The following is a 26,022-nucleotide window of genomic DNA, read 5'->3' as shown; positions in this document are numbered from 1 at the left end:
TAGATTTATTGAGGCATCATTCGTATGTATCTAATAAAGCCTTTCCCTTCAATTTTGCTTTTTACATTTTGAGATGTTAGGTCAAATTCAACATCGTTTTTATAATATTCCTGATCTTCAACGGCCGATTCAAATCTGAGTTTATAGCCTTTATCAAGTTGAGCATCATCAATTTCTATCACAGAAACTGCGCGTTCTCCACCACTAATTGTAGCTCCAGTAATCGCATCGATATCTGTTCGTCTTTTTCCGTAGAAATCCCACCAGGATTCTACCGTATTATACCATTCATCATCATCACCTTTCACATACAAGGTTTTCTCATATTCACCTTCAGGATTGATTAAAGAAATGACGATATAAGCACCTTCACCTGAATAGTTTTTCATTTGAATCATGCATTTATACTTTGATGATTCGGTTAAGGTTTTAAAAGACATGAGTCCGAAAACGACAATACATAAAGGCAGTATTAAACGTAAATTTTTCATATGATGTTTTCTATTTTAAAAATTCTACTGAAATATTTTGCTGTTGAAGTAACTCATTTTCTTTAGCTAAATCGTAAGCTGTTTCTTCAAAGTCTGTGACTATAGTTGACTTTGCTCCGTGTTCTAAAAGAAACTTAAGAACCGTATCATCTTTTGCTTTCATCGCAGCCAAATGTAGAGCTGTATACCCTTCATTGTTTTTAGCATTGATATCCTGATTCATTTGTAGTGCTAAGTTCAGAATCGCCATACTCTGCTTTTCAACCGCCAGATGAAACCAGGTGTTTCCACTCTTTTGAACAGCAGATACATCAACATGATTGGCCTTTAATAGCTCAAGCTTTTTAGAAAATTCGGATTTCGTTCTATCTGAATAGGATTGAATCAAATAGTAGGCTAAATTATTGCCTTCAGCATCAACAATCTTGGTATCGTAACCCTTGTCAAGCAAAAATGCGACAACATCTGACGTATTGTTTTGAACGGCTAACGATAAAGCCGACTGTCCTTTTTTATTGGTCGTATTAATGGGCTTTAAATTAGCAACCATTATTTTAACCACATCAATAGTATTTCTTGAAGCAGCGTTCATAACAGCAGTATTACCATTGAAATCTTTGGTGCTTACGTCCAAACCTCTGTCTATTAAATAATTAATCAATTCGAGATCTTTACTTCGAGACGCAACAATATGTAATGGCGATATACCTTCACCATTTGATATATTTGGATCTAAACCTACAGTTTCTAAATACTTATAAACTTCGACGCCATTTGTTTTTCCTCGTGTTCCATAGGCAGCAAACAAAAAGGCCTGATGGTTTCCTTTGACGCCATTATCGCGTAGCGTATTCATAAGCTTTATATTTCCAGTCTTAGCCACATAATTAAATGCATCATTACCCTCATTATCTACGCTATTAAGCTCTAAACCTTTCGATTGAAAATAATCAATCAGCTTAAAGTTCTTATCGCTTGGAGCAGCTAACAGTAAAGCATTAGCACCATCTGGAGTCAGGTCTTTTTTAAGATCAGCGCCATTGGCCAGACATACATCATAGACTTCAGTGTTTGGTTGCCCAGACGATGCTGCAAAATTCAAAATTGTGTAGCCTTTATCATCTGTCAAATCTGTTTTTGCGCCTTTACTAAGCAGATATTTCATAAACTCGACATTTCCTTTATAAGCCGCCCAAAAGATGTAAGTTCTCCCATCATGTGTGAGCTTATTGACCTCATTTCCTTTTTTAGACTGAATATATTTAATGGTAGTATTTGGGGCATTTTGAAGGATAGCATAGACCACAGCATCAAAATTGTTGCTATTGGCCTCAGCGATATCGTGACCTTCTTTAATTTTTAAATCGATACTTTCAATGGAAGGATTAGTACTCCAATAATCGCGACTTAAAAAAATATTATCTTGAGAAAAACCATAGGCACTTATTAAAAGTACCATAAGGATGGTATATATTTTAAACTGCTTCATCTTATTTTTTTACAAAGGATTCAATGACACTATCAATATCTTTTTCTTCACTTATGTCATCAGAAAACAAATACTTAAACAACAATTTATTGTCGACTTTAGAAGCTAAAGTCAAATCCTGATTCCTGCTATAAACCTCATCCCATTTATGTCTGACATTTCCCCACTTATCTTGATGTTCTTTCCACCAATCTGCTGCAGCCTGACATCTACTGTCATCAACTTTTACATACGTATTATAGCCTTTTTCTTTGGCTAAAATCACATCGTCTTTTCCATCTTCACGAATCACTTTATCATTATCCTGATCATGTACCCAACCATAAGTTGTAATTTCATGTCTGTTACCTCTTAGCGTTACATTATAATCACTACGCTTCGTATATTCACGCCTCGGCAAAGGTGCTGGTGTCGTATTTTCCCAGTAGCTTTTTCCATCCACATGAACCCAAGTTGCAGAACCTTCATAACGCGGACTATCATCTACCTGAAACACCTTTTGAGTCCATTGTCCTTTTACATCTGAAGGCTTTTTAGTTTCAAAAAGCCAGGCATTATCACCGTTAAACATGTAGAAGTCGGTATTTTCAAACAACCAATCTTGTCGCCAGTGTTTAACGATGTGAGGATTTGAAGGGTTTCCAACCTGTAATAAATGCTGAATTGATAATTTGTTATCGGTATCTTCTATTAATTGTGCCCACTCTAAACCTTTGTCAACTTTAGTTTTAGAAGGCTTATAAAGTGAATCCTGGCTGAAAGAAAATGTTTCTGCAAAATTGAAGGTCACTTCAAAACAACCACACATATTTTTAATGGCTTCTTTATCCAATTCCTTTTTGTTTTGAGCATTTCCAAGTGATGAACCTGTTAAAATTAATACGAGTAAACCTGCTATTTGTTTCATTTTTAAGTGCTTGTTTTTTGTGATTAAAAAAAATTGAAATTTATTTGTTCTTATTTAGACTGAATTAAAATAAGTATTTATATTTGCAGCAAATCTAATCAAGAATGAGTCTAAATAAAAATAATTTCAGTATTTATTTTTCACTTTTTATTATCGGATTTTCTTTTTCTCAGGAAATCAAAGAGGTAGCTAAAGATTCTGTGCTACTCGAAAAATTAGAAGAGGTAGTGATTACAGGACAATATAATCCGCAGTCTATAAAAAAATCAGTTCATAATGTGATTGTGATTAACCGAAAACAAATCGATCAACAAGCCGCAAATAACTTAGCCGACCTATTAAACTTTAATCTTAACCTTACGATTATTCCGAATTCTCAAACCGGAAAATCAACCATTTCATTCTTCGGATTAGATGCACAATACTTTAATATTCTTATAGATAATGTACCATTAGTAAGTGATAATGGCTTAGGAAATAACATCGATTTAACCCAAATAAATCTAGATGATGTTGAACGTATCGAAATTGTTGAAGGCTCCATGGGTGTTGAATATGGTGCGAATGCTGTCTCTGGAGTCATAAATATTATTACTAAAAAATCAACTAGTGACGATTGGAAAATCCAAACTTACATACAAGAAGAAACTGTTAGTGATGAGTACGCATGGTTTGATGAAGGAAGACATATTCAATCCATAAATATCGCTCATAATATTACTGATAATTGGTTTGCAAAAATAGGTTTTAACCGAAATGATTTTGCTGGTTTTTTTGATAACAGACAAGGTCGCGATTATTATCAAAATGATGGTTTACGAGGTTATGAATGGCTACCAAAGCATCAAATAGTGACCAATGCTTTAATCAATTATAAAGCTAAAAACTTCAGACTGTTTTATAAATTCGAATACTTTAACGAACGTTTAAATTACTACGATGCAGCCGTTAGAGCTAATATTGATACCGAAACACAAACCAGTAATCCATCGGCTACAGATCGCATTTTTAGAACCAATAGATGGCTCAACAATTTAAATATTGATGGTCACTTAAACTCGGGTGCCAATTATAATATTGCACTGTCTTATCAGCAACAAAAACGCAACTTAAACGAATTTAACTACTTTATTTTATCGCAAGAAAGAAGTAACGAAACCGAAGACACCTATCAATCGAGCAAAGTTTTATTTTCTAAAGGGACCATCGGAAATTTAGTCAAAAGTGATTTCTACAATTTTCAATTAGGCTATGAAGCAAGATATATTGAAGGTTTTGACACACAAGCTTCTGGTGAGGTCACTCAAGAAGATAAAACAAACACACAAAGCAATATCGCTTTATTTGGTTCTTCAGAATTAAAACTCTCAAACAATTTTTCTATCCGACCAGGTATTAGATATGAATACAATTCACAGTTTGATTCTAAACTTTTAGGATCATTGAGTACCCGCTATTTAATGGCTGATGGCTTTGAACTTCGCGCTAATATAGGCACCTCTTACAGAGTTCCAAATTTTGAGGAATTGTACTATTACTTTGTAGACTCCAATCATGATGTTCAGGGTAATGAAAATCTCAATCCCGAAAATGGATTTTCAGCATTTATCAACCTCAAAAAGAGAAGCTGGTTTGATGATATAGCACTCGTAAACAATTTAAAATTCAGTTATATCAATCTTTCAGATAAAATTGATTTAGCTATTGTAAACACGACACCTCTACAATATCAATTTATCAATATTGACCGATTTAAATTAATAGGCATCACGTTCGATAACAGCTTAAAAACTAACAGATTTTCTTTCAATTTAGGCGCGACGCTTCAAGGAATTTCAAGAATTAATGAAGATGAAGTTCATGGAGAAGATGACTATTTATACAATTTTCAAATTAATACCAGTGCTTCCTATTTCCATAAAAAATGGAATACGTCCTTTTCCATCCTTCTTAAATATAATGGGGAACAGCAAAATTATGTGGCCACTGACACTGATGAAAATGGTAACTCATTATTCTCTAAAGCGACAACAGATACCTACAGTTGGCTTGACGCTTCGGTTAAAAAATCATTTTTCGATAATACCATAGACCTCACCCTTGGCGCACGAAATCTATTAGATGTGACGAATGTGAATGTTAGCAATGCTACATCTGGAGGAACTCATGCCTCAAATAACAGCTCTCTTTTACTGGGCTACGGACGATCATATTACTTAAAACTATTATATAATTTAAACTTTTAAAACACTATTTATTATGACAAACAAATTATTCAAACTTGCACTATGTATATCCCTTTTTGCTTTTTCTAGCTGTAGCAGTGATGATGATAGTCCGCAGGGACCCATAGAAATTGTAATTGAAGGCGCAGCAGTGTCTCCAGAAGTTGGTGGACCAAATCAACAAAATCAAGTCTATATTGATTTAAGCACCAACACAACGACTAGCGCTCAAAGAGATTCTTGGGATTTAGGCTTTTACTCTGGAAATGATTTTAGAGTTGTTATCAATGGGTCTATTTATATGGCAACAGCAGAACTTTCTAGTACAGATATTGATGCTATAAATTCTTCAACCCAAGAAGTTATTGATTTACAGCCTCAGGTTGCAGTAGGAACTTTTGATGAAGCCAACATGGAATTTATTGATGCACCAAGTGGAAATATAGCAAGTACAGCTATTGCACAAATTTCAGATACCGATGCCAATAATAAGGTGTATTTAGTAAATCTTGGATTTGAAGTTGGTACTGAAACACCTTCAACGGGAAGTGTCGATGTATCTGACGATAGCCGTGGCTGGAAAAAAATTAGAGTGCTAAAAAATGGTACAGACTATATCTTACAATATGCCGACTTAGACGATACAACGCACGAAGAAATGACCATCTCTAAAAACAGTGCGTATCATTTTACATTTTTCAGTTTTAATACGCAATCAATTGTAAATGTGGAACCGCAAGCCACACAGTGGGATTTAAACTTCACTGTGTTTACAAATGAAATTCAAGGGTATGGCTCTTATGGTTATTCAGATTTTGTAGTCAATAATTCTAAATCTAATGCCTTGGTTTATATGTTAGATTCTGAAGAAGATCTACTAACCTATGAGGAGTTTACACTAGCTGATGTAGACCCAACAAAATTTGAGAATGACCAACGCGGAATTGGTAGTTCTTGGCGAAATGGTGGTGGTCCAGGAACACTACCGTCTTTAAAAGACAATGTGTTTTATATCGTCAATGATACAGACGGCAACCTATATAAGCTTAAATTTTTAGCCTTAACTAATGAAGCTGGTGAGCGTGGCTACCCAGAATTTGTGTACAGCTTATTACAAGAATAACTTTTATTGTTGATTATTTTAAGTGAAGGTCCTTACTTTTTTAAGTAAGGGCTTTTTTAATGATATCTATTGAAAATTTTTGAAGCCTCGTTATAGGCACTTTCAAAACTCATCGCATTGAGATTATTATGCTTATGAGACGTAAAATAGGATAAGACTTTCTCTGTTGGCATGTTTCCAGTCAGTTCATCTTTGGCCATCGGGCAACCACCAAAACCTTGTATGGCTCCATCATATCGCATACATCCCGCTTTGTAAGCGGCATCAATTTTTTCAAACCAAGTACTCGGCGTTGTATGTAAATGTGCACCAAATTCAATGTCTGGATAACTCGGAATCAAATTAGAAAACAAATAATCTATACTCTCAGGATTTGAACTGCCAATCGTATCGCTCAAGGATAAAATCTTAACACCCATCTTGCTTAAGCGTTCGGTCCACTCCCCTACAATATCAACATTCCAGGGATCGCCATACGGATTTCCAAAACCCATCGAAATATAAACCACCACTTCTTTATCGTGCTTATTAGCTAATTCTAAAATTTCAGAAAGCGTTACAACCGATTGTGCGATGGTTTTATGTGTATTTCGCATTTGAAAGTTTTCAGAAATTGAAAATGGGTAGCCTAAATAATCTATTTCCGGATGTTGACATGCATCATTTGCGCCTCGTGTATTGGCTATAATCGCTAACAATTTACTCGTGGTGCTACTCAAATCGAGTTGTGATAATACTTCGGCTGTATCCACCAGTTGCGGAATGGCCTTTGGTGATACAAAACTTCCGAAATCAATAGTATCAAAACCGACACGCAACAAAGACTGAATGTACTGAATCTTGGTTTCGGTAGGAATAAAATCCTTGATGCCTTGCATCGCATCTCTTGGACATTCTATGATTTTAAGAGCTTTCTTCATCGTCTTCAAAGATAGTAATTAAGATGATTCTTTACCGCTTATTTTTCCGAAGTAAAAATGATAATAGCAATGCCCACAAACACAATAATTTGTAACCATTTTAGATATAAACCTACACGTTTATGCGTTTTTATATAGTCTGAAATAGAACCTGCTAACACTGCAATGGTCGAAAATATAATTGCTGAAACCAACATAAACAACAAGCCTAAAACATAAAACTGAAGCACAGTACTCATCGAATCACTAAATAGAAATCCGGGAAAAAAAGCTAAAAAGAAGATAGACACTTTAGGATTTAAAACATTCATAATAAAACCTTGTTTGAATAACTGTGTGGTGCTTTTCTTCGGAATTTGCCCCGATTCCAGACTTAATTCAGAATTAGACCGATATACTTTAAAGGCTAAATACAATAGGTATAAGGCACCCAATAGTTTGATTACAAAGAATAGCGTATCATTTTCTTTAATAATTGCTGAAACACCAAAAGCGACTAATGTCGTATGAACCAAACACCCTGAAATGAGTCCTGCAACAGTGGCTAAACCAAATTTTTTTCCATTAACAATACTTTGCATAAGTACATAGATATTGTCTGGCCCAGGAGATATTGCTAATGCCGAAGTGGCAAAAACAAATGATATGAGAAGATCGTAATTCAGTGTCTTTATTTTTTGATAAAAATAATTAAAAATTAATGTAAGAATTGAATTCTTTTTTCGACATAATAAACTTAAAACTAATCATAGCATTATGAAAAAAATTACTTTAGCTTTAAAACACATGGTATCGTGCTTAATAATGCTTCTTTCCGCAATTTCTTTTGCGCAAAGCACTGCGAGTTACGATATCACATTTTCCAGTACTTGGGAAAATGAAACCGTTGATCCTGTAAATGGTAATAGTACTGCAGCAATCCCAGGAAATGCCCATTGGTCAAATCTTGTTGGCGCCACGCATAATAGTAATTACACACTTGTTGAAATGGGTACTTTAGCCTCTACAGGCGTAAAAAATGTTGCCGAATTAGGACATAACGATGCGTTAATGGCAGAAGTTATGAATGAAATTAATAATACATCCAATGCAAATCAATGGTTACAAGAACCCTTTTCTCCTTTTGCAGCCATTAGCTCAGCTACTTTGAGTAATGTGGTAGTGAGTTCAGATTATCCGTTATTAAGTTTGGTATCTATGATTGCTCCAAGTCCGGATTGGATGATCGCCGTTAATGGTGTAAATTTAAGAGATGGTAACACCTGGAAAAATGAAATAATAATAGATCTATTTCCTTATGATGCAGGAACAGATAGTGGCGCTACCTATGAAGCAGCTAATCAAGTGACCATGCCATTTGTGCCTATTGATGTTCTAATCAATCAAGGACCTTTTAATAGCAAACCTATTGGTACACTTACAATAACACTTAATGAAACACTTAGTGTTGATACTCAAAACATAAATAGTGTAGGCTTATACCCTAACCCATCACATGGTAAATTTAAGGTGCTGACTTCTGAAGCCAATACGTTGAAATCTATTTTGGTTTATGATGTGCTTGGAAAACAAGTATCAAAAGTTGAATATAAAGATGCAAACTATCAAACACAAGTCGATTTTACTCAGTTAAACAAAGGTGTATACTTGGTTCGATTAGTACTTAAAGATGGTTCGCAATCGACCAAAAAAGTCTTGATAAATTAACTTACAAATTGCAATTCATCGATACATTTAGGTATTTTGTCGATTTTTTAATATGTTTACGTCCGAATTTTAACCTAATTATACTTATGAAGTCTTCAGCCCTGAGAAAACGATACCTTTCCCTTTTATTTATATGGGGTTCTATGCTGTTTGTATCAGCACAAATTGAACCACAATGCGGAACTGTTGCTACACCAGAATCTGAAAAATACTTTAAAAATCTCTTACCACAAATTCAACAATTTGAGCAGGAGTTTTACCAAAGAGCAAATTTTCGTTCCTCTTCAGCTTTGAGTTCTGTCCCTATTAAAGCACATATTCTTAGAGATGATTCAGGATCTGGCGGATTAACAGAAACTCAGTTAAATGATGCTATTTCAGTCATGAATACGTATTATGCCAATGCTTACATAGAATTCTTTTTATGTGATGGCATTAATTATATAAACAGTAGCGAATTTTTCGACTTTACTACAGATGAACAAGATGCACTTACCAACCCTAATAACGTTGATAATGTCATCAATATCTATTTTGCAAATACAGTTAGTACAACTGAAGGTGGCGGATTATGCGGTTATGCTTATTTTCCTGGTGGACCAGAAGTAATCTTAATGGCTAATTCTTGTGCGACCAATGGCAGTACTTTATCTCACGAAATGGGCCATTTCTTTGCCTTATCACATACACACGGAAACACAAATGGAGCATTAACGACTGAATTGGTTGATGGGTCTAACTGTGATACCGATGGTGATTTTATTTGCGATACACCTGCAGATCCGCAATTAGGATTTAATAACGTATCTACAGCTTGTACTTATGTTGGAAGTGCAACGGATGCTAATGGTGATTTCTTTGCGCCTAATGAACTTAATATTATGTCGTATTCACGCAAATCATGTCGTACAGAGTTTTCTGAACAACAATATGCCCGAATTTATGGCGTCTATCAAGCATCGAGATTTGACATGGCTTGCCCAAGCTTTAATCTTAGAATTGCGTCAAACTTTGATAGAGATTGTGATCCGACTTTAGATGTCGAATTTTCCGATATTAGTTTTGGTGCTACCTCATGGCAATGGGATGTTGATGGTGATGATATTATCGATTATACCACTCAAAACGTTTCTCATACCTATACAACGTCAGGACAATATGATGTAGCTTTAACAGCTTCTAATGGATCTAACACCATCACTAAGGTTTTTGAAAACTATATAGAAGTTGGAAGTGAAGCTATTTCAACCAATGAAATTGTGTTAACCTTAACCACAGATGATTGGGCTAACGAAACCTCATGGGAATTAAAAGATAGTAACGATAGTGTTTTATATGCGAGTCCGACATACACCAGCGATGACGATTTCCAAACGTTTACTTACAATTTTACTGTGTCGACAAACGAATGCTATACTTTTGAAATTGCTGATAGCTATGGCGACGGAATTTGTTGTTTTTCTGGAACAGGATCATATACTTTGACAACTCTAGAAGGCAACCCAATTGCTAGCGGTGGAGATTATAGCTTTGGAGAAGTCACTTATATGTCGAATGCCGTATTGAGCGTTGAAGATTATTTTACCGACACTAATATTTCGGTATATCCTAATCCGACAAAAAATACGCTTAATATTCAGGTTTCAAATTCAAACGATTTACCAGATAGCTACACCATTTATAATGTTTTAGGACAACATATAATGTCTAAAACCATCATTAATGAATCCGATTTAAGTATTGAAACTAAAAACTTTAGTGAAGGTGTTTACTATATCAAATTAGAAAAAGGAACCGTCTCAAATACGATTCCATTTATAAAAAACTAATCTGAAAAAACAGACCAATTAGAAGCGAATTGATGGAAACATTAATTCGCTTTTTTTATGAGCGTTTTGTTGATGTTTTTAATCAATCGCGGACCTTCATAAATAAAGCCTGTATAGATTTGAACTAGGTCTGCACCAGCTTCAATTTTCTCTAAAGCATCTTCAGCAGAATGAATGCCCCCTACACCAATAATAGGAAAAGGCTTTGAGCGATTTTCGGCCAGATATTTAATAACCTGAGTAGACTTATTTTTAATAGGTTGCCCGCTTAAACCTCCGTTACCAATTTCAGCAAGGCGTGCTTCTGAAGCTAGCAAACCTGTTCGATCCACAGAAGTATTACTGGCGATAACACCATCCAAGTGGGTTTCGGAAATCAACTCTATAATTTCATCAAGCTGATTTGTGTTTAAATCTGGAGCTATTTTTAACAAAATAGGCTTTTGATTTTCAAATTGACGGTTGGCTTTTTGTACTTCGGAAATCAATTCCAATAGATAATCTTTGTCATTCAATTTTGCATGACTTCCAACATTTGGACAACTTACATTAAGTACAAAATAATCAACATAAGGATGCAAACCATTAAAACATTCCAGATAATCTTTAGTATAATCTTCAGGGGATGTGCTGGTATTCTTTCCTATATTTCCACCAATAATGAGCTGACCTTTATTCTTTTTTAACTGCTTAATTGCAGCCTCTAAACCCTCATTGTTAAAACCCATTCTATTGATAATCCCTTTATCATCTTTTAACCGGAATAAGCGTTTTTTAGGATTTCCTGCCTGACCTTTGGGCGTTACTGTTCCAATTTCAATAAAACCAAAGCCAAAATTTGCCAGTTCGTTATACAACACCGCATTTTTATCAAATCCGGCAGCTAATCCAACAGGGTTTTTAAACGTGAGTCCGAATAATTGGCGTTCTAAAGATGTGTCATTCACACAGTAATAGCTTCGGAATAAGGCTTTCATTCCAGGGATTTTAGAAACATTCCGAATTAAAGAAAAGGTGAAATAATGAACTTTTTCAGGATCAAAAGAAAATAATACGGGTCTCAGTAAACGCTTATACATCAGAAATCTTTTCTAGTGCAAAAATAATATACATTTGAATATAATCGCTAACTTTAGCTTTAATAATTAACAACTAATTTTTAACCATTTTAAACTCATAAAAGAAGTACACTTTATGATTAGTAAACAAGATATTATTAAACGTTTTATAAGTTATGTTACTGTAGATACCGAATCTGATCCCGAAAGTGACACCACACCAAGCACAGCAAAACAATGGGATTTAGCGCATGCACTTGCCAAAGAATTAATAGCTATTGGTATGAAAGATGTGACTATAGATCCCAATGCATACATCATGGCTACCTTACCAAGCAATGTTGACCATAAGGTGCCAACCATTGGTTTTATTTCCCATTTTGACACTTCTCCAGATTTTACCGGAGCAAATGTAAAACCACGTGTTGTTGAAAATTACGATGGTAAAGATATTGCGCTTAATGCAGAACACAATATCATTTTATCTCCCGATTACTTTGAAGATTTATTACAATATAAAGGTCAGACACTCATTGTTACCGACGGAACCACCTTACTTGGAGCCGATGATAAAGCTGGCATTACAGAAATTGTGTCTGCGATGGAATACCTGATTAAGCATCCCGAAATCAAACACGGAGATATTAGAGTAGGTTTTACACCTGATGAAGAAATTGGGCGAGGCGCTCATAAGTTTGATGTCGAAAAATTTGGAGCCGATTGGGCCTATACGATGGATGGAAGCCAGATTGGTGAATTGGAATACGAAAATTTTAATGCTGCAGGAGCCAAAGTAACTGTAAAAGGTAAAATTGTACATCCTGGTTATGCCAAAGGAAAAATGGTTAACTCGATGTATATTGCTACTGAATTTATCAACTCATTACCACGTTTAGAAACTCCCGAACACACCGAAGGTTATCAAGGATTTTTCCATTTGTATAGCGTTGAAGGTAAAGTTGAAGAAACTGTATTACAATACATCATCAGAGATCATGATATGGACCATTTTGAGGCACGAAAAGAAGTGATGCAAAAACTCACAGATGAAATTAATACCCAATACGAACGAGAAGTCATATCTATCGACATTAAGGATCAATACTTTAATATGAAAGAAAAGGTTGTTCCTGTGATGCATATTGTTGATATTGCTGAAGAAGCGATGAAACAACTGGATATCGAACCTTTAATTAAACCTATACGAGGCGGTACTGACGGCTCACAACTTAGTTATATGGGTTTACCATGTCCGAATATATTTGCTGGCGGACATAATTTTCATGGACGCTATGAATATGTGCCTGTAGAAAGCATGATCAAAGCAACTGAAGTAATTTGTAAGATTGCTGAACTTACAGCTGAAAAAGCATTAAATTCTGTACAATGAAAAAAGTAAATTCCGTAGAAGAGTATATAGAAATTCATCCGCATTTTGCTGAAGAATTAACCTTACTCCGAAACATTATTACAACCACAGAACTCGAAGAAACCCTTAAATGGAGCATGCCAACTTATTGTTTAAACGGTAAAAATGTACTGGGAATTGGAGCCTTTAAAAGCCATTTTTGCTTATGGTTTCATCAAGGTGTCTTTTTAAAAGACAAGCACAACTTATTAATAAATGCGCAAGAGAACAAGACCAAAGCCTTACGCCAAATGCGTTTTGATACCAAAGCCGATATCAATGAGGCAGCTGTTCTGGACTATGTAAAAGAAGCTATTGAAAACCAGCGTTTAGGACGCGAGATTAAACCCACTCGAAAAACGGCAACTGTTATTATTCCTGAGGAATTAAAAGCTGCTTTTAAGTCTGATGCCGAACTTCATTCGTGTTTTAAAGCACTAACACCTGGTAAGCAACGTGAGTATTGTACCTATATTAATGAAGCCAAACGAGAAGCGACCAAACTATCACGTCTAGAAAAAATTACACCGATGATAATTCAAGGTGTGGGCTTAAACGACAAGTATAAAAATTGTTAGACCTTTGAAGGTTTACTAAAGGTATATAAAATAAAAAACTCCGAAAGTAACAACCTTCGGAGTTTTTTTATATTGAAGAATATTTAAATTCTATTTTACAGTTGCAGGTGCATTTAACTTCTTACTAATTTCCATAGAAATTGCAGAACGTTCAAATTTAATCTTTCCGGCAAGTGTTTCGATTACACAGCTGTTATCCTTATCATTAAGGTCAACTATTTTGCCATGCATACCGCTTTTAGTTACAACTTTATCACCTCTTTTCAATCCTGCGGCAAAAGCTTTTTCTTGTTTTGCTCTTTTCATTTGCGGTGCAATCATAAAAAAATACACCACAGCAAACATTGCTATAAAAGGTAAAAAATTTCCTAGTTCTCCCATAAATTTACTTTACAGGTTTGATAGCTGCAGATCCAGCTTTCGCATTCTTGGCGTTAGGATCTGGTTGCACAAAAGCCTTGATTTTAACAATCTCTGAACCTTTTTCAGTATTTGTTGTTAAAGTGATTGATTTTTGTACTTGATTTGTTCCTTTTCCGTTGAATTTCACAGTAAATTCTGCCGATTCACCTGGAGCTAAAGGATCTCTGTTCCAATCTGAAGGTACAGTACATCCACAAGTACTTTTAATATTACTAACGACTAAAGGAGCTTTACCTGTGTTAGTATATTTAAATTTTGTTTCTACTGGAGTACCGTTTACGATAGTTCCAAAATCGTGTTCAGTTTCATCAAAAGAAATTACTGGATAATCGGCTGCGTTAGCATCTCTTTCAGCAGCTGCTGCAACGTTATCAGAATTAATTTTAGCTGTTGCATCTTCTTTACAAGAAGTGAACGCTACTAAACATAATGCGCTAAGCGCTAAAATTGTTTTTTTCATTGGTATAATATTTATATAATTTTTGATTCGAGAAGTCAAATGTACTAATTATTTCATCTAATTAAAATTTTTAGTGCATTTTCAAACAAAACATTAACAGTCTATTCCCTATAAAACCTAAAGGTTTACATCAAACCACGACCAATTTTGTTCAGTTGTCCTTCAGCAGTATATTCTTTAATAATCTTGTCGAGAATACCATTTATAAAGTTGCTACTCTTTGGTGTAGAGTACTCTTTAGCAATTTCCAGATACTCGTTAATCGTTACTTTCACTGGGATTGACGGGAATTTCTGAAATTCGCAAATAGCCATTTGCATTAAAACAGTATCGATTTGTGTGATACGCTCGGCATCCCAATTTTTAGTTTTTGCTGAGATTTCTTTACTAAATGACGCTTGATTTAATATCGTTTTTTTTAATAATTCAACCCCAAAATCTCTGTCTTCCAAATCTTTAAATAAACTTGGCGTAAACAAACCAGGCTCCGAAGTGGCTTTAACTTTCTTAAATAACTTCAAAATTGTCGTATTGACTACAGGAAGGTCATCTAACCAAGTAATTCGTCGATCTTCAAAGTAATCATAAAGCTTATCATTAGGCGCTATGATTTCAGTAAATAAATCAATGACAAAATTTTTATCCTCCTTAAACGTCGAAGTTTTAGTGGTCATATACGACTTGTATATATCACTTTCGAGGATGGTTTTTAGAATCACATCCACATATTCAAAGTCGAGATACCACGGATTTAATTTTTGGTCTTCAATGCGTTCTTTCAAAACGACATTGGAACTAAGACGTTCTAAAACTTCGTTATTTATAAACTTGGCATTAGGATTTATCTCGTCTTTGGTAGCTAGTAGTTTTTTCTGTGTTTTTTGTAATCGGTCTTTAGACTTCGTATGAACTTCAACGATAAGTGTCAATTGGGTCAAAAAAAGATCGTATAGGCTATCTAAACTTTGAAGTAAAAATTTCTCATTAGTTTTGAGATCATCACCTTCACTTCCTTTAGAAGCGTAAAGTGTTTGCATAACTTTAATACGAATGTGTCGTCTATTTAACATACTTACAAAGAACTATAAATTAACAAAGCGAAAGATGATTTACTTTCGCTTTGCAAAAATACTATTATTTTAAATTTAAAGAAATATTTAAAGCAGGTTTTAAATTATTTTCCTTGCTCTCTTTTTCGTGTTTCAATTCGCTCCTTAGCAATACTTAATGCCGCATCGTTGGTTGTGATATTTGTAGCTTTGGCACGATCAAATATTTCTAAAGTAGTATTGTAAATATTCTCAGTTTTACGCATGATTTCTTGTTTATCATAGTTCTCTAATTCTGCGTAAACATTGATAATTCCTCCAGCATTAATTAAAAAATCAGGCGCATACAAAATACCTTTATCTTGTAATAATTTACCGTGTTTAGACTCATCAGCTAGTTGGTTGTTAGCAGCACCAGCAATAATACTAGCTCTCAATTTATGAATGGTATCATCATTAATTGTTGCGCCCAAAGCACAAGGTGCGTAAATATCCATAGGTTCACTATAGATGTCATTTCCTCCGTAAATGGTTACATCGTATTTAGAACGTACTTCTTCTAAACGTTCCTGATTAATATCGGCGATTGTAACTTTTGCTCCTTCATTAGTTAAGTGTTCAACAAGAGATTCACCAACATGACCAATCCCTTGAACAAAAACAGATTTATCCTCAAGAATATCGCTTCCGTATTTAAATTTGGCCGCTGCCTTCATCCCCATAAATACGCCATAGGCTGTAATTGGTGACGGATTCCCTGCTCCTCCTTTACTTTCAGAAATACCTGTAACATAAGGCGTAACCTCTCTAACCGTATCCATATCTTCGGTTGCCATTCCTACATCTTCAGCAGTGATATATTTTCCGCTTAAAGAGTGAACAAATTCACCAAATTTTCGCATTAATTCTGGTGTCTTTTGCGTTTTTGCATCACCTATAATTACCGCTTTCCCACCACCAAGATTGAGTCCGGTGATGGCCGATTTAAATGTCATTCCTCGTGATAACCTTAATACGTCATTTAAGGCTTCCCACTCGTTACTATAGTTCCACATTCTAGTTCCTCCAAGTGCAGGTCCTAAAACTGTATTATGAATACCAATTATTGCTTTTAAACCAGTATCTTTGTCGTTGCAAAAAACGATTTGCTCGTGATTATCAAAAGATAATTGTCCGAATACTGGATTGGCTTTTGAAAGTTCTTTAGAACTTATAACATCTGATGTCATATGAATTTAGATTAAAATCTATTTTTAATTATGTTCAAAATAGCGAGCAAAAATAATTTAATATTAGAGTATTAGCAACATTTAGTGTGCTAAAATGTCAAATTGCTAAAAATCAGCCCTCAACTTATAGATGAAAGAGCTTAAACATATTAACAAATATTTTTATAAGTATCGTAAAAGACTCTTATTTGGTGTATTAATTACCATTGGCGCCAAAATATTTGCCTTATTCACACCGAGATTTATTGGAAAAGCGATTACAACCATTTCTGACGCCATTAAAGGCGATATCACTAATGAGGTGTTTAAACAGGAACTCGCTATGAATATTCTCTACCTCATTGGCGCTGCTGTGATTACTGGTATTTTTACGTTTTTAATGCGTCAAACCATTATTAATGTTTCGCGCTATATAGAATACGACCTGAAGAACGAAGTCTATCAACAATATCAAAACCTATCTCTAAACTTTTACAAGTCTAACAGAACAGGTGATTTAATGAACCGAATTAGCGAAGATGTTGGTAAAGTTAGAATGTATGCAGGTCCAGCTATTATGTACACCATTAATACCGTTACATTATTTATTGTCGCCTTGATTTACATGCTAAGTGTCGCGCCAAAACTCACATTATACACTGTACTTCCTTTACCTGTACTCTCTTTTATTATTTACAAACTGAGTAGCATCATTAACAAACGCAGTAGAATTGTACAAGAATATTTATCGCATTTATCAACCTATACTCAAGAATCGTTTAGTGGTATATCGGTCATTAAATCCTACGGAATAGAACGCGAAAACTATGATGAGTTTAATGCGCTTTCTGAAACCAGCAAACAAAAGCAAATTGACCTTACTAAAGTTCAAGCCTTATTTTTTCCATCGATGATTTTACTTATTGGAATCAGTAATATATTGGTTGCTTACATTGGTGGGATGCAATATATAAATGGTGAAATTAAAGAAATAGGCACCATTGCTGAATTTTTAATCTATGTCAATATGTTAACTTGGCCTGTTGCTACGGTAGGCTGGGTTACCAATCTGGTACAACAAGCGGAAGCTTCACAAAAGCGTATTAATGAGTTTTTAAAGGAAGAGCCCGAAATTAAAAACAACAACCCTACACCTTCTCATATCAACGGAAATATTGTATTTGACAAGGTCACTTATACCTATCCTGATACAAATATTACAGCCCTTGATGGTGTGAGTTTTGAAATTCAAAAAGGAGAAACCTTGGCTATTTTGGGAAAAACAGGATCTGGAAAATCTACCATTCTAGATCTTATTGGTCGGTTGTATGACGTACAAGAAGGTACAATTAAAATTGATGGTGTTCCCGTAGATCAAATTAACCTGCAAAGTTTAAGAGAGCATATTGGTTACGTTCCTCAAGATGCGTTCTTATTTTCGGACACCATAGAAAACAATATCAAATTTGGTAAAGGTGATGCGTCTGAAGAAGAGGTGATTAATGCTGCTAAATTAAGTGATGTTCATAAAAACATTAAAGGGTTTAAAAATGGCTATCAAACCAAATTAGGAGAACGAGGCATCACGCTTTCGGGCGGACAAAAACAACGTATTTCTATCGCGAGAGCTATTATTAAAACACCTGAAATTATGTTGTTTGACGATTGCTTATCGGCTGTTGATACCGAAACCGAAGAGAAAATACTGAAAAGTCTTCGGAAAATCACAGTAGGTAAAACAACCATCATTGTGAGTCACCGTGTGTCTTCTGCTAAAGATGCTGATAAAATTATTGTGCTCGAAAATGGTAAAATCATTCAAAATGGCACACATGAATCTCTCGTTAACTCAGATGGTTACTACAAAGAACTCTACCTAAAGCAACTTAGCACAAAAGAATTATAATTTTTGTTGGTTACTAATCTTTTTTTTTAGATTTTTGATGCACAATCAAACAAAAAAACTACAAATTAGCTATGAGTGATCACGGAATGATGGAAAAAGAGGAAATTTACTCGAAAGTATTACGAGCAGGTAGGAGAACCTATTTTTTTGATGTAAGAGCGACCAAAGCTGGAGATTACTATCTTACAATCACAGAAAGTAAAAAGTTCACTAACGATGATGGCTCTTTCCATTACAAAAAACACAAAATCTATTTATACAAAGAGGATTTCTCTGAATTTAATGAGATTTTACGAGAAATGACAGACTATATAATTTCTGAAAAGGGAGACGAAGTTATTAGTGAACGTCATCAAAAAGACTTTAAAAAAGAAGACTACGCATCTAATGATGATTTAGCCGAAGGCGGTGAATCTATTGATGATTCGGCAGATAAGTTTACAGACATCAACTTTGAAGATATCTAAACAACTAAGTGTTAAATTATACCAAACCGCTATTCTATGAATAGCGGTTTTTTTATTTTTATAATCTAACTAACTTTCAGATATGAGACTTACATTCCTATTATTGGCATTCATCTGTTTTCAAATGAATGCACAATCTACACCTGATTTATCGTATTACCTTCCGCAGAATACAAGCTACAACACAAACATTCCAACACCAGAATCAGTCATTGGACATCAAGTAGGTGAATGGCATATTACTCATGATAAGTTAGTTCAATACATGCAAGTCTTGGCTGCAGCTTCAGATAGAATTAGTATTGAAAATAGAGGGACAACTTTTGAAGGCAGACCACTGCTCCTACTCACCATAACAAGTCCCGAAAATCATACCAATCTTGAAAGTATAAGGCAAACACATATTGCGCAAACCGAAAGCAATTCAGTAAACACAAGTAACAGACCCATAGTTGTATATCAAGGGTTTTCTATTCATGGCAATGAACCCAGCGGCTCTAATGCAGCATTATTAGTTGCTTATTATCTTGCTGCTGCCCAAAGTAATGATCTCAAAGAACTCCTCGACCAAACGGTTATTTTATTTGATCCTTCACTTAATCCGGATGGCTTACAACGTTTTGCTTATTGGGCAAACACCAACCGAAGTGAGCATTTAAATCCAGATCCAAACGATAGAGAATATAACGAAGTATGGCCTGGCGGCAGAACCAATCATTACTGGTTTGATATGAATCGGGACTGGTTACCAGTTCAGCTACCAGAATCTCGTGTTCGTATCGCGAGTTTTCATCAATGGCTCCCTAATATATTAACAGACCATCATGAAATGGGTACTAATGCAAGTTTCTTTTTTCAACCCGGAATCCCGTCACGAACACATCCATTAACGCCAAAACTCAATCAAGAACTGACCAAAAACATAGGAAACTATCATGCAAAAGCCTTAGATAAAATTGGCTCCTTATATTATACCGAAGAAAGTTTTGATGACTTTTACTACGGAAAGGGCTCTACTTTTCCTGATATTAATGGAGGGATTGGTATTTTATTTGAACAAGCCAGTTCTCGCGGACACATTCAGGAAAGTGCCAATGGAATTCTCACCTTTCCGTTTACCATTCGAAATCAGTTTACTGCGGCCTTATCTACTTTAGATGCTGCAAAAGGCATGCGTGAAGACATCTTACAATACCAGCACGATTTTTATAAAAATGCACGAGCAGAAGCTTCTAAAGAACATGGCAAAGCGATCGTTTTTGGCGATGAAAAAGATGCCGCAAAAACCTATCATTTGGCCGAAATTTTAAAGCGTCATCATATTGAATTTCACGAATTAAAATCTGATTTTACCAATCAGGGAAAACAATTCAAGAAAGCCCATGCTTATATCATTCCGAAGCATCAAAAAAACACACGCTTAATCAATGCCATGTTTGAAAAACGAACCACATTTCAGGACAGTTTGTTTTATGATGTGTCTGCCTGGACCTTCCCTTTAGCATTTGGTGTCGATTATGCTGAAGGCGTTTCAATGTCAAACGCAGGTGCCAAAGTGGATCATCTAGAATTTAAAACAGGAACCGTTTCAGCAAAAAGCAATTACGCCTATCTGATGGAATGGCATGAATACTATGCGCCAAAAGCCCTAAACACTATCTTAGGAAGCGGGTTAAGAGCCAAAGTTGGGATGAAGCGTTTTAGCATGAATGGAAAGGCTTATGACTACGGAACCATATTGATTCCTGTTCAAAATCAGAATAAATCGGCCGATGCACTTTATTCTTTTTTAACACAAGTGGCAAAAGACAATCATTTAGAAATATCAGCTGTAGATACGGGACTCACAGAAGGTATTGATTTGGGAAGTAATCAATTTAGAGCCTTACAACAACCAAAAGTGGCATTAATTGTAGGTGACGGTATTCGAAGTAGTGATGCCGGCGAAATCTGGCATTTATTTGACCAGCGTTATGCCATGCAATTAACCAAACTAGACACCAGATCTTTAAACCGGGTGGATTTAGACCGCTATAATACGATCATCTTACCAAGCGGTTCTGCAGGCTCGAATGTTGCAAAAAAACTAAAAGAATGGGTTCAAAATGGTGGTACATTAATTGGTTACCGAAGTGCATTAAACTGGCTAAAAGCTAATGAGTTTATCAAATTAGATTTCAAAAAAATGACACATGATGCCAAAGACGTTACATTTGAGCAGCGTGGTGATTTTAGAGGTGCTCAGGTGATTGGTGGTGCTATTTTTGAAGCCGATATAGATCGGTCTCATCCTATAAACTTTGGGTATAAATCGGATAAAATTGCCTTATTTAGAAATAATACCATGTTTATGAAAGCTGACAAACAGAGTTATAATAACCCGATTCGGTATACTAAGAACCCTTTATTAAGTGGTTATATTTCTAAACCCAATTTAGACAGCTTAAGCTTATCAGTCCCTTTTAAAGCTAAAGGTTTAGGTCGAGGTAACGTCGTTGTGTTTACTGATAACACCAACTTTAGAGCTTTCTGGTATGGCACTAATAAACTATTAATGAATGCTATTTTCTTTAGGAATGAATTATAATATTAAGAAACAGTACTACCATTTTTGACTTTATTCTCTGGATGAAGTAAAATTACGTCCTTGCCATCAACAGCGCCAACCACCAGACATTCACTCATAAATGTAGCGATTTGTTTTTTCGGAAAATTAACAACAGCCACGATTTGCCGTTGAAGAAGTTCGTCTTTTTGATAGCGTTTTGTTATTTGTGCTGACGATTTTTTAAGTCCTAAATCCCCAAAATCTATAACAAGCAGATAAGCTGGATTTCTGGCTTCAGGAAAATCATTAACTTCAATGATGGTTCCTATACGTAAATCTACTTTTGTAAAGTCTTCGAAAGTTATTATCTTATCCATTCAGTAAACTTACAAATTAATTTAAAACCTTTTACAACTATGGCAATGACGCCTTCAAATATGTTAGCTTTGGGCACCAAAGCTCCAGATTTCAATCTATTAAATACTGTTGACGATACGCTAATTAACTTAGAAAATGCTAAAGGTTTAAACGGAACCGTTATCATGTTCATCTGTAACCATTGTCCGTTTGTAAAGCATGTTAACGAAACGCTATCTGAATTAGCAAAACAATACATTTCTAAAGGAATCAATTGCATTGCTATCTCCAGTAATGATGCCGACAAATATCCATCTGACAGTCCAGAAAACATGAAGCAAAATGCTATAGACAACGATTTTATATTCCCTTATTTATACGATGAAACACAAGCGGTTGCTAAAGCTTATGATGCGGCTTGTACGCCAGATTTTTATGTATTCGATAAAAATTTAACCTTAGTCTATCGAGGTCAGTTAGATGATTCAAGACCTGGAAACGGAATTCCTGTAAGCGGTAAAGATCTTAAAAATGCTTTAGATAACATCTTAGAGAACCAACCTGTTTCCGAAGTTCAAAAACCTAGTATTGGTTGTAATATTAAATGGAAATAAACAGTCTTAGCTTTTCAAAATAATTCCTGAAAATTCTCGTTGTCAATAAAACTAGCCTCATGAGATTACCTTGTCATCTACTTATCTTTTTTCTTTCTGTTTTATTAATTTTTAATTGTAGTGACACTTCAAAAGATTGTGATTCCATCACGATGAATTTTTCTGATATTGATAATTTCTGGAATGCATATGACAAAGTAAAAAATGTTAGAGATTACGAAGAACGCACCAAAATTATTCAAGAGTATTACATCGATAAAAGTAGTAAAGGCCTAAAGTTATTGATTGAAAAAGACAAGCTCACTGCGGCTAATTATGCAACCTATTTAAAAGACACGGTCTTTTTTAATTCGATTAAATCGGTGACACTCAATTCTAAAAATGATACAACAAAAATCAGAGAGCATCTTAACGCATTTAAAACACTCTATCCTGATGCTACATTTACCGATATTTATTTTGTTATTGGACAGTTTAAACGTGCCGGAACAGTTATTGACAGCACCATGATTATTCAGCTGGAAAAAAATGCGAAAAGCGACCAAACCGAATCGGCTTTTTTATTTAGTGACGATCAATTACACAATATTAACGACCATAACTCATTGATTCCGCTTGTTGTACATGAGCAAGTACACGTCAACCAGAAAAACATCAATACACGAAACCTATTATCAAAATCGATTTGCGAAGGATCTGCCGACTTTTTAATGTATTTACAAACGGGAAAGTTACCGTCCTCGTTGCAAGAAACTTATGCCTATGGTGAAATGAATGAAAGTCAATTATGGGCAAAATTTCAAACCGATTTAGATATTAGGTATCATTACATCAAAACCGATTGGTTTTATAATTATGACCGAACAGATATCCCGCCAGATTTAGGCTATTTTATGGGTTTTAAAATTTGTGAAAAGTATTATAATGATGCTGAAGACAAAGTGAAAGCCATCAAATTTATGCTAGACAGCACTAATAGTGAAAGGCTTTTAGAATTGAGTAATTATAATGGCGGTTTGTGAATTACTGTAGGCTTCGGAATGTTTATACTTAAACCTTAAACTAGTGGCGCTCGTACTAAACGAGCGCCACTAGTTCTTATAGATTATCCAACTGATTATCGGTTCCATCTTCACTAATTGTCCAGAAGAAGCCAATAAAGAAAAACTGATCGGCTGCTGGTCGAATGGTGCGTCTGTTAAAATTACCATTCATATCGGGCGTATTAGCATATTGATACCCATTGATATTTTTAAAGCCAAGTACATTATTAACTGAGAGGTAAAGTATTTTTTGCGGACTCAACAAATAGGCCCAGTTCAAGCTAATACTATTATAACTCTTAGTCATTTCACCAAGAAAATCGGTTGTATTTGGATTATTATAAGGACGACCAGACGCAAAGGTATAACTAAAACCTACCTGACTTTTCCAATCTTCAATCCAGTATTTAGCCACTGCAGAAAAATTATGTGTATTCGCAAAACTGGGTTGTGCTTTTGTTGGGTAATTACGATAATCACGTTCGGTATCTAAAAACGAATAACTCAACCAGTAATCTAAATTTTTAATGCTACTATTATCTCTCCAGAAAAGATCCAAGCCTTGCGCAAAACCAGACCCTGAATTGTCATAATTACTATCAAAGCTTTCAAATTCGGTATCAAATTTCACCAGATTATCATAGTCTTTTCTATACACCTCAGCCCTAAATATGCGTCCGTCATTAACAAACTGATAGTTCATAATATAGTGTTTGGTATGCTGAGTTTCTATATCGGAATCAAACTTCAAAACTGAAGAATTGGCATTTTGATAAAAATCACCATATGCCAAAGACAGCTGGCTATTTTCTGAAGTCTTATAAGCAATAGAAGCTCTTGGCGCTACTTTGAAAGCATCAGATAAAGCGTAATTATCACCTCTCATACCTACTTTTAAAGCAAGGTTTTTGCTGAATACAATATCCGATTCTAAAAAGAGTCCGGTATTGTTGTTATTAAATCCGTAAGCCGCATTAAAACTATCATCAGAAAACCTTTCATCGAATTGGGTTGTCAAGTGCTCAACTCCAAAGTTCAATTTGAATCGGCTGTTAAAACGCTTTTTAAGTTTCAGTTTCATATGTGCCGAATTTTCATCACTAGCAATATCACTACCCACCACATTCACATCGGTTCTTCCTATGGTATAACTCAAACCTGTTTGCATGGACCAACCACTGCCTAGAACACCATGATACGAGGTATTAGCATAAAAGTTTTTATTATTTAATTTGTAGCGAACGCCTTCAGTGATATTGATATCATCTTGGGTTAAATCAAAATCTGACACATCAAAAGCAGCATAAAATTTTAGCATTCCGCTATTGAGTTTCTGCCGAAAAACAGCTTCACCTTGAGCACCTTCATAAGGTTTTTCCCAGTCGTTTCTATCAGAAAAAACAGCTAAATAAGGTGCCAAATTGATATAAGAAGCATTCACACTTAAAGAACTTTTATCCCATTTTTCGGTGCGCCCTAAACTGGCACCAACAGTCATTATTCCGATATCTGTTTTTTCTTGATCTGGTTCGTCTATGGTGTTTAACAAGAGTACACTAGATAAGGCATTACCATATTCGGCAGAGTAACCTCCAGTAGAAAATGTGATGCCGTCAAATAAAAATGGTGAATAACGCCCTCGGGTGGGAATGTTATTCGCTGTTGGGGAGAATGGTGTAAATACACGAATCCCGTCAATAAAAATTTGGGTTTCATTGGCATCGCCTCCTCTAACAAATAAACGACCATCTTCTGCCACCGTTGAAGTACCTGGAAGCGTTTGTAATGCGCCCACAAAATCACCTAAAGCACTAGCCGTTGTTACAACATCTAATGGTTTAAGCACTGACACTTTACTATTATCATTGGCTTCAAAAGTTCCTGCAGATATCACCACAGCATCTAAGGTTTCCATATCTTCTTTGAGTATGATATTTAGGTTGTTTAATGTCGAAACCTCACCAGCTATGGTTTTGGTTTCATAAGATAAATAGGAAATAATTAAACGTTGTGCACCAGTAGTTTCGGTTGAAAAACTGAATTCACCTAGATCGTTAGTAGTGTCTCCATCGTAAGTGCCGTCGAGATATACATTAGCACCTAGGATGGGTTGGTTTTTGGAATCGGTAACTTTCCCGCTAATGGTTGTTTGCGAAAAAACTACAGAACTGATTAAAAGAATTAATAATTTAATGATTGATTGCATGGTTGA

Annotated in this window: 23 protein-coding genes; 11 read left to right on the top strand and 12 right to left on the bottom strand. The window is 35.1% G+C overall.

The window, feature by feature from the left end; all coding sequences use genetic code 11:
* Positions 1-5: 5 nt before the first annotated feature.
* From N4270_RS15670 to N4270_RS15660, 3 genes are read right to left on the bottom strand one after another with little or no spacing between them, the layout of a single operon-like run.
* A complete protein-coding gene (locus N4270_RS15670; protein ID WP_260098295.1) occupies positions 6-491 on the bottom strand; it encodes a DUF2271 domain-containing protein in 486 nt (161 codons plus the stop codon).
* Positions 492-501: 10 nt separating this feature from the next.
* Positions 502-1,980, bottom strand: coding sequence for an ankyrin repeat domain-containing protein (locus N4270_RS15665; RefSeq protein WP_260098294.1), 1,479 nt, complete (start codon positions 1,978-1,980; stop codon positions 502-504).
* Between the two features lies 1 nt (position 1,981).
* Positions 1,982-2,887, bottom strand: coding sequence for a DUF6607 family protein (locus N4270_RS15660; RefSeq protein ID WP_260098293.1), 906 nt, complete (start codon positions 2,885-2,887; stop codon positions 1,982-1,984).
* A 104-nt stretch (positions 2,888-2,991) separates the two neighbouring features.
* Here N4270_RS15660 and N4270_RS15655 point away from each other — a divergent pair, with 104 nt between their 5' ends.
* Positions 2,992-5,133: a TonB-dependent siderophore receptor gene (locus tag N4270_RS15655; RefSeq protein ID WP_260098292.1), complete on the top strand. Its 2,142-nt coding sequence runs from the start codon at positions 2,992-2,994 to the stop codon at positions 5,131-5,133.
* Between the two features lie 13 nt (positions 5,134-5,146).
* On the top strand, positions 5,147-6,235 hold the full coding sequence (locus N4270_RS15650; RefSeq protein ID WP_260098291.1) for an HmuY family protein: 1,089 nt from the start codon (positions 5,147-5,149) through the stop codon (positions 6,233-6,235).
* 56 nt (positions 6,236-6,291) lie between these two features.
* Here N4270_RS15650 and N4270_RS15645 read toward each other — a convergent pair whose 3' ends face one another.
* Positions 6,292-7,155 (bottom strand): hydroxymethylglutaryl-CoA lyase, encoded by an 864-nt coding sequence (locus N4270_RS15645; protein WP_260098290.1) that lies wholly within the window; start codon positions 7,153-7,155, stop codon positions 6,292-6,294.
* A 38-nt stretch (positions 7,156-7,193) separates the two neighbouring features.
* Complete coding sequence (locus tag N4270_RS15640; protein WP_260098369.1) at positions 7,194-7,820, bottom strand: LysE family translocator; 627 nt, start codon at positions 7,818-7,820, stop codon at positions 7,194-7,196.
* Between the two features lie 91 nt (positions 7,821-7,911).
* Between N4270_RS15640 and N4270_RS15635 the strand changes: the two genes are divergently transcribed.
* Together N4270_RS15635 and N4270_RS15630 are read left to right on the top strand one after the other, a co-directional pair.
* Positions 7,912-8,862: a spondin domain-containing protein gene (locus tag N4270_RS15635; protein ID WP_260098289.1), complete on the top strand. Its 951-nt coding sequence runs from the start codon at positions 7,912-7,914 to the stop codon at positions 8,860-8,862.
* 86 nt (positions 8,863-8,948) lie between these two features.
* Entirely contained in the window at positions 8,949-10,691 is a 1,743-nt protein-coding gene (locus N4270_RS15630; protein ID WP_260098288.1) for a T9SS type A sorting domain-containing protein, read from the top strand.
* Between the two features lie 41 nt (positions 10,692-10,732).
* Here N4270_RS15630 and N4270_RS15625 read toward each other — a convergent pair whose 3' ends face one another.
* A complete protein-coding gene (locus N4270_RS15625) occupies positions 10,733-11,770 on the bottom strand; it encodes a quinone-dependent dihydroorotate dehydrogenase (protein WP_260098287.1) in 1,038 nt (345 codons plus the stop codon).
* A gap of 115 nt (positions 11,771-11,885) precedes the next feature.
* On the opposite strand from N4270_RS15625, the gene pepT reads away from it, so the two are divergent.
* Positions 11,886-13,139 carry a peptidase T gene (gene pepT / locus N4270_RS15620; protein WP_260098286.1) on the top strand — a complete coding sequence of 418 codons (1,254 nt, stop codon included), beginning with the start codon at positions 11,886-11,888 and terminating at the stop codon, positions 13,137-13,139.
* Entirely contained in the window at positions 13,136-13,735 is a 600-nt protein-coding gene (locus tag N4270_RS15615; RefSeq protein WP_260098285.1) for a YdeI family protein, read from the top strand. The genes pepT and N4270_RS15615 overlap by 4 nt, the downstream gene beginning before the upstream one ends.
* A gap of 90 nt (positions 13,736-13,825) precedes the next feature.
* Here the strand turns inward: N4270_RS15615 and yajC are convergent, their stop codons facing one another.
* The 4 genes from yajC to N4270_RS15595 form a co-directional block, all read right to left on the bottom strand.
* Entirely contained in the window at positions 13,826-14,116 is a 291-nt protein-coding gene (gene yajC, locus N4270_RS15610) for a preprotein translocase subunit YajC (RefSeq protein WP_260098284.1), read from the bottom strand.
* 4 nt (positions 14,117-14,120) lie between these two features.
* Positions 14,121-14,618, bottom strand: a complete 498-nt coding sequence (locus tag N4270_RS15605) for a DUF1573 domain-containing protein (protein ID WP_260098283.1) — start codon at positions 14,616-14,618, stop codon at positions 14,121-14,123.
* A gap of 125 nt (positions 14,619-14,743) precedes the next feature.
* A complete protein-coding gene (gene nusB, locus N4270_RS15600) occupies positions 14,744-15,655 on the bottom strand; it encodes a transcription antitermination factor NusB (protein ID WP_260098282.1) in 912 nt (303 codons plus the stop codon).
* Between the two features lie 137 nt (positions 15,656-15,792).
* The gene (locus tag N4270_RS15595; RefSeq protein ID WP_260098281.1) at positions 15,793-16,896 is read right to left on the bottom strand and encodes a Glu/Leu/Phe/Val dehydrogenase; all 1,104 of its coding nucleotides are present in this window, start codon (positions 16,894-16,896) and stop codon (positions 15,793-15,795) included.
* 130 nt (positions 16,897-17,026) lie between these two features.
* On the opposite strand from N4270_RS15595, the gene N4270_RS15590 reads away from it, so the two are divergent.
* The 3 genes from N4270_RS15590 to N4270_RS15580 all read left to right on the top strand — a co-directional run bounded on the left by N4270_RS15590 (position 17,027) and on the right by N4270_RS15580 (position 21,835).
* The gene (locus N4270_RS15590) at positions 17,027-18,781 is read left to right on the top strand and encodes an ABC transporter ATP-binding protein (protein WP_260098280.1); all 1,755 of its coding nucleotides are present in this window, start codon (positions 17,027-17,029) and stop codon (positions 18,779-18,781) included.
* A gap of 71 nt (positions 18,782-18,852) precedes the next feature.
* Positions 18,853-19,248 (top strand): PUR family DNA/RNA-binding protein, encoded by a 396-nt coding sequence (locus N4270_RS15585; RefSeq protein ID WP_260098279.1) that lies wholly within the window; start codon positions 18,853-18,855, stop codon positions 19,246-19,248.
* Positions 19,249-19,330: 82 nt separating this feature from the next.
* Positions 19,331-21,835, top strand: coding sequence for a M14 family metallopeptidase (locus N4270_RS15580; RefSeq protein WP_260098278.1), 2,505 nt, complete (start codon positions 19,331-19,333; stop codon positions 21,833-21,835).
* 2 nt (positions 21,836-21,837) lie between these two features.
* Here N4270_RS15580 and N4270_RS15575 read toward each other — a convergent pair whose 3' ends face one another.
* Positions 21,838-22,173 carry a tRNA-binding protein gene (locus N4270_RS15575; protein ID WP_260098277.1) on the bottom strand — a complete coding sequence of 112 codons (336 nt, stop codon included), beginning with the start codon at positions 22,171-22,173 and terminating at the stop codon, positions 21,838-21,840.
* A 39-nt stretch (positions 22,174-22,212) separates the two neighbouring features.
* Here N4270_RS15575 and N4270_RS15570 point away from each other — a divergent pair, with 39 nt between their 5' ends.
* Both N4270_RS15570 and N4270_RS15565 read left to right on the top strand, forming a co-directional pair.
* Complete coding sequence (locus N4270_RS15570) at positions 22,213-22,767, top strand: thioredoxin family protein (RefSeq protein ID WP_260098276.1); 555 nt, start codon at positions 22,213-22,215, stop codon at positions 22,765-22,767.
* A 59-nt stretch (positions 22,768-22,826) separates the two neighbouring features.
* Entirely contained in the window at positions 22,827-23,789 is a 963-nt protein-coding gene (locus N4270_RS15565) for a DUF2268 domain-containing protein (RefSeq protein WP_260098275.1), read from the top strand.
* Between the two features lie 76 nt (positions 23,790-23,865).
* On the opposite strand, the gene N4270_RS15560 is transcribed toward N4270_RS15565, so the two are convergent.
* A complete protein-coding gene (locus tag N4270_RS15560) occupies positions 23,866-26,016 on the bottom strand; it encodes a TonB-dependent receptor (RefSeq protein WP_260098274.1) in 2,151 nt (716 codons plus the stop codon).
* Between the last annotated feature and the right edge of the window lie 6 nt (positions 26,017-26,022).

Origin of the sequence: Psychroserpens sp. SPM9 (assembly GCF_025153525.1) — a bacterium.
Lineage (GTDB): Bacteria > Bacteroidota > Bacteroidia > Flavobacteriales > Flavobacteriaceae > Psychroserpens.
Note: the sequence above shows the minus strand (reverse complement) of the source record. Positions and strands in the feature narration are given on the sequence as shown.

Excerpts from the sequence above, each read along its gene's own strand:
- N4270_RS15670 (WP_260098295.1), bottom strand. The coding sequence starts at position 491 with ATGAAAAATTTACGTTTAATACTGCCTTTATGTATTGTCGTTTTCGGA.
- N4270_RS15665 (WP_260098294.1), bottom strand. The coding sequence starts at position 1,980 with ATGAAGCAGTTTAAAATATATACCATCCTTATGGTACTTTTAATAAGT.
- N4270_RS15660 (WP_260098293.1), bottom strand. The coding sequence starts at position 2,887 with ATGAAACAAATAGCAGGTTTACTCGTATTAATTTTAACAGGTTCATCA.
- N4270_RS15655 (WP_260098292.1), top strand. The coding sequence starts at position 2,992 with ATGAGTCTAAATAAAAATAATTTCAGTATTTATTTTTCACTTTTTATT.
- N4270_RS15650 (WP_260098291.1), top strand. The coding sequence starts at position 5,147 with ATGACAAACAAATTATTCAAACTTGCACTATGTATATCCCTTTTTGCT.
- N4270_RS15645 (WP_260098290.1), bottom strand. The coding sequence starts at position 7,155 with ATGAAGAAAGCTCTTAAAATCATAGAATGTCCAAGAGATGCGATGCAA.
- N4270_RS15635 (WP_260098289.1), top strand. The coding sequence starts at position 7,912 with ATGAAAAAAATTACTTTAGCTTTAAAACACATGGTATCGTGCTTAATA.
- N4270_RS15630 (WP_260098288.1), top strand. The coding sequence starts at position 8,949 with ATGAAGTCTTCAGCCCTGAGAAAACGATACCTTTCCCTTTTATTTATA.
- N4270_RS15625 (WP_260098287.1), bottom strand. The coding sequence starts at position 11,770 with ATGTATAAGCGTTTACTGAGACCCGTATTATTTTCTTTTGATCCTGAA.
- pepT (WP_260098286.1), top strand. The coding sequence starts at position 11,886 with ATGATTAGTAAACAAGATATTATTAAACGTTTTATAAGTTATGTTACT.
- N4270_RS15615 (WP_260098285.1), top strand. The coding sequence starts at position 13,136 with ATGAAAAAAGTAAATTCCGTAGAAGAGTATATAGAAATTCATCCGCAT.
- yajC (WP_260098284.1), bottom strand. The coding sequence starts at position 14,116 with ATGGGAGAACTAGGAAATTTTTTACCTTTTATAGCAATGTTTGCTGTG.
- N4270_RS15605 (WP_260098283.1), bottom strand. The coding sequence starts at position 14,618 with ATGAAAAAAACAATTTTAGCGCTTAGCGCATTATGTTTAGTAGCGTTC.
- nusB (WP_260098282.1), bottom strand. The coding sequence starts at position 15,655 with ATGCAAACACTTTACGCTTCTAAAGGAAGTGAAGGTGATGATCTCAAA.
- N4270_RS15595 (WP_260098281.1), bottom strand. The coding sequence starts at position 16,896 with ATGACATCAGATGTTATAAGTTCTAAAGAACTTTCAAAAGCCAATCCA.
- N4270_RS15590 (WP_260098280.1), top strand. The coding sequence starts at position 17,027 with ATGAAAGAGCTTAAACATATTAACAAATATTTTTATAAGTATCGTAAA.
- N4270_RS15585 (WP_260098279.1), top strand. The coding sequence starts at position 18,853 with ATGAGTGATCACGGAATGATGGAAAAAGAGGAAATTTACTCGAAAGTA.
- N4270_RS15580 (WP_260098278.1), top strand. The coding sequence starts at position 19,331 with ATGAGACTTACATTCCTATTATTGGCATTCATCTGTTTTCAAATGAAT.
- N4270_RS15575 (WP_260098277.1), bottom strand. The coding sequence starts at position 22,173 with ATGGATAAGATAATAACTTTCGAAGACTTTACAAAAGTAGATTTACGT.
- N4270_RS15570 (WP_260098276.1), top strand. The coding sequence starts at position 22,213 with ATGGCAATGACGCCTTCAAATATGTTAGCTTTGGGCACCAAAGCTCCA.
- N4270_RS15565 (WP_260098275.1), top strand. The coding sequence starts at position 22,827 with ATGAGATTACCTTGTCATCTACTTATCTTTTTTCTTTCTGTTTTATTA.
- N4270_RS15560 (WP_260098274.1), bottom strand. The coding sequence starts at position 26,016 with ATGCAATCAATCATTAAATTATTAATTCTTTTAATCAGTTCTGTAGTT.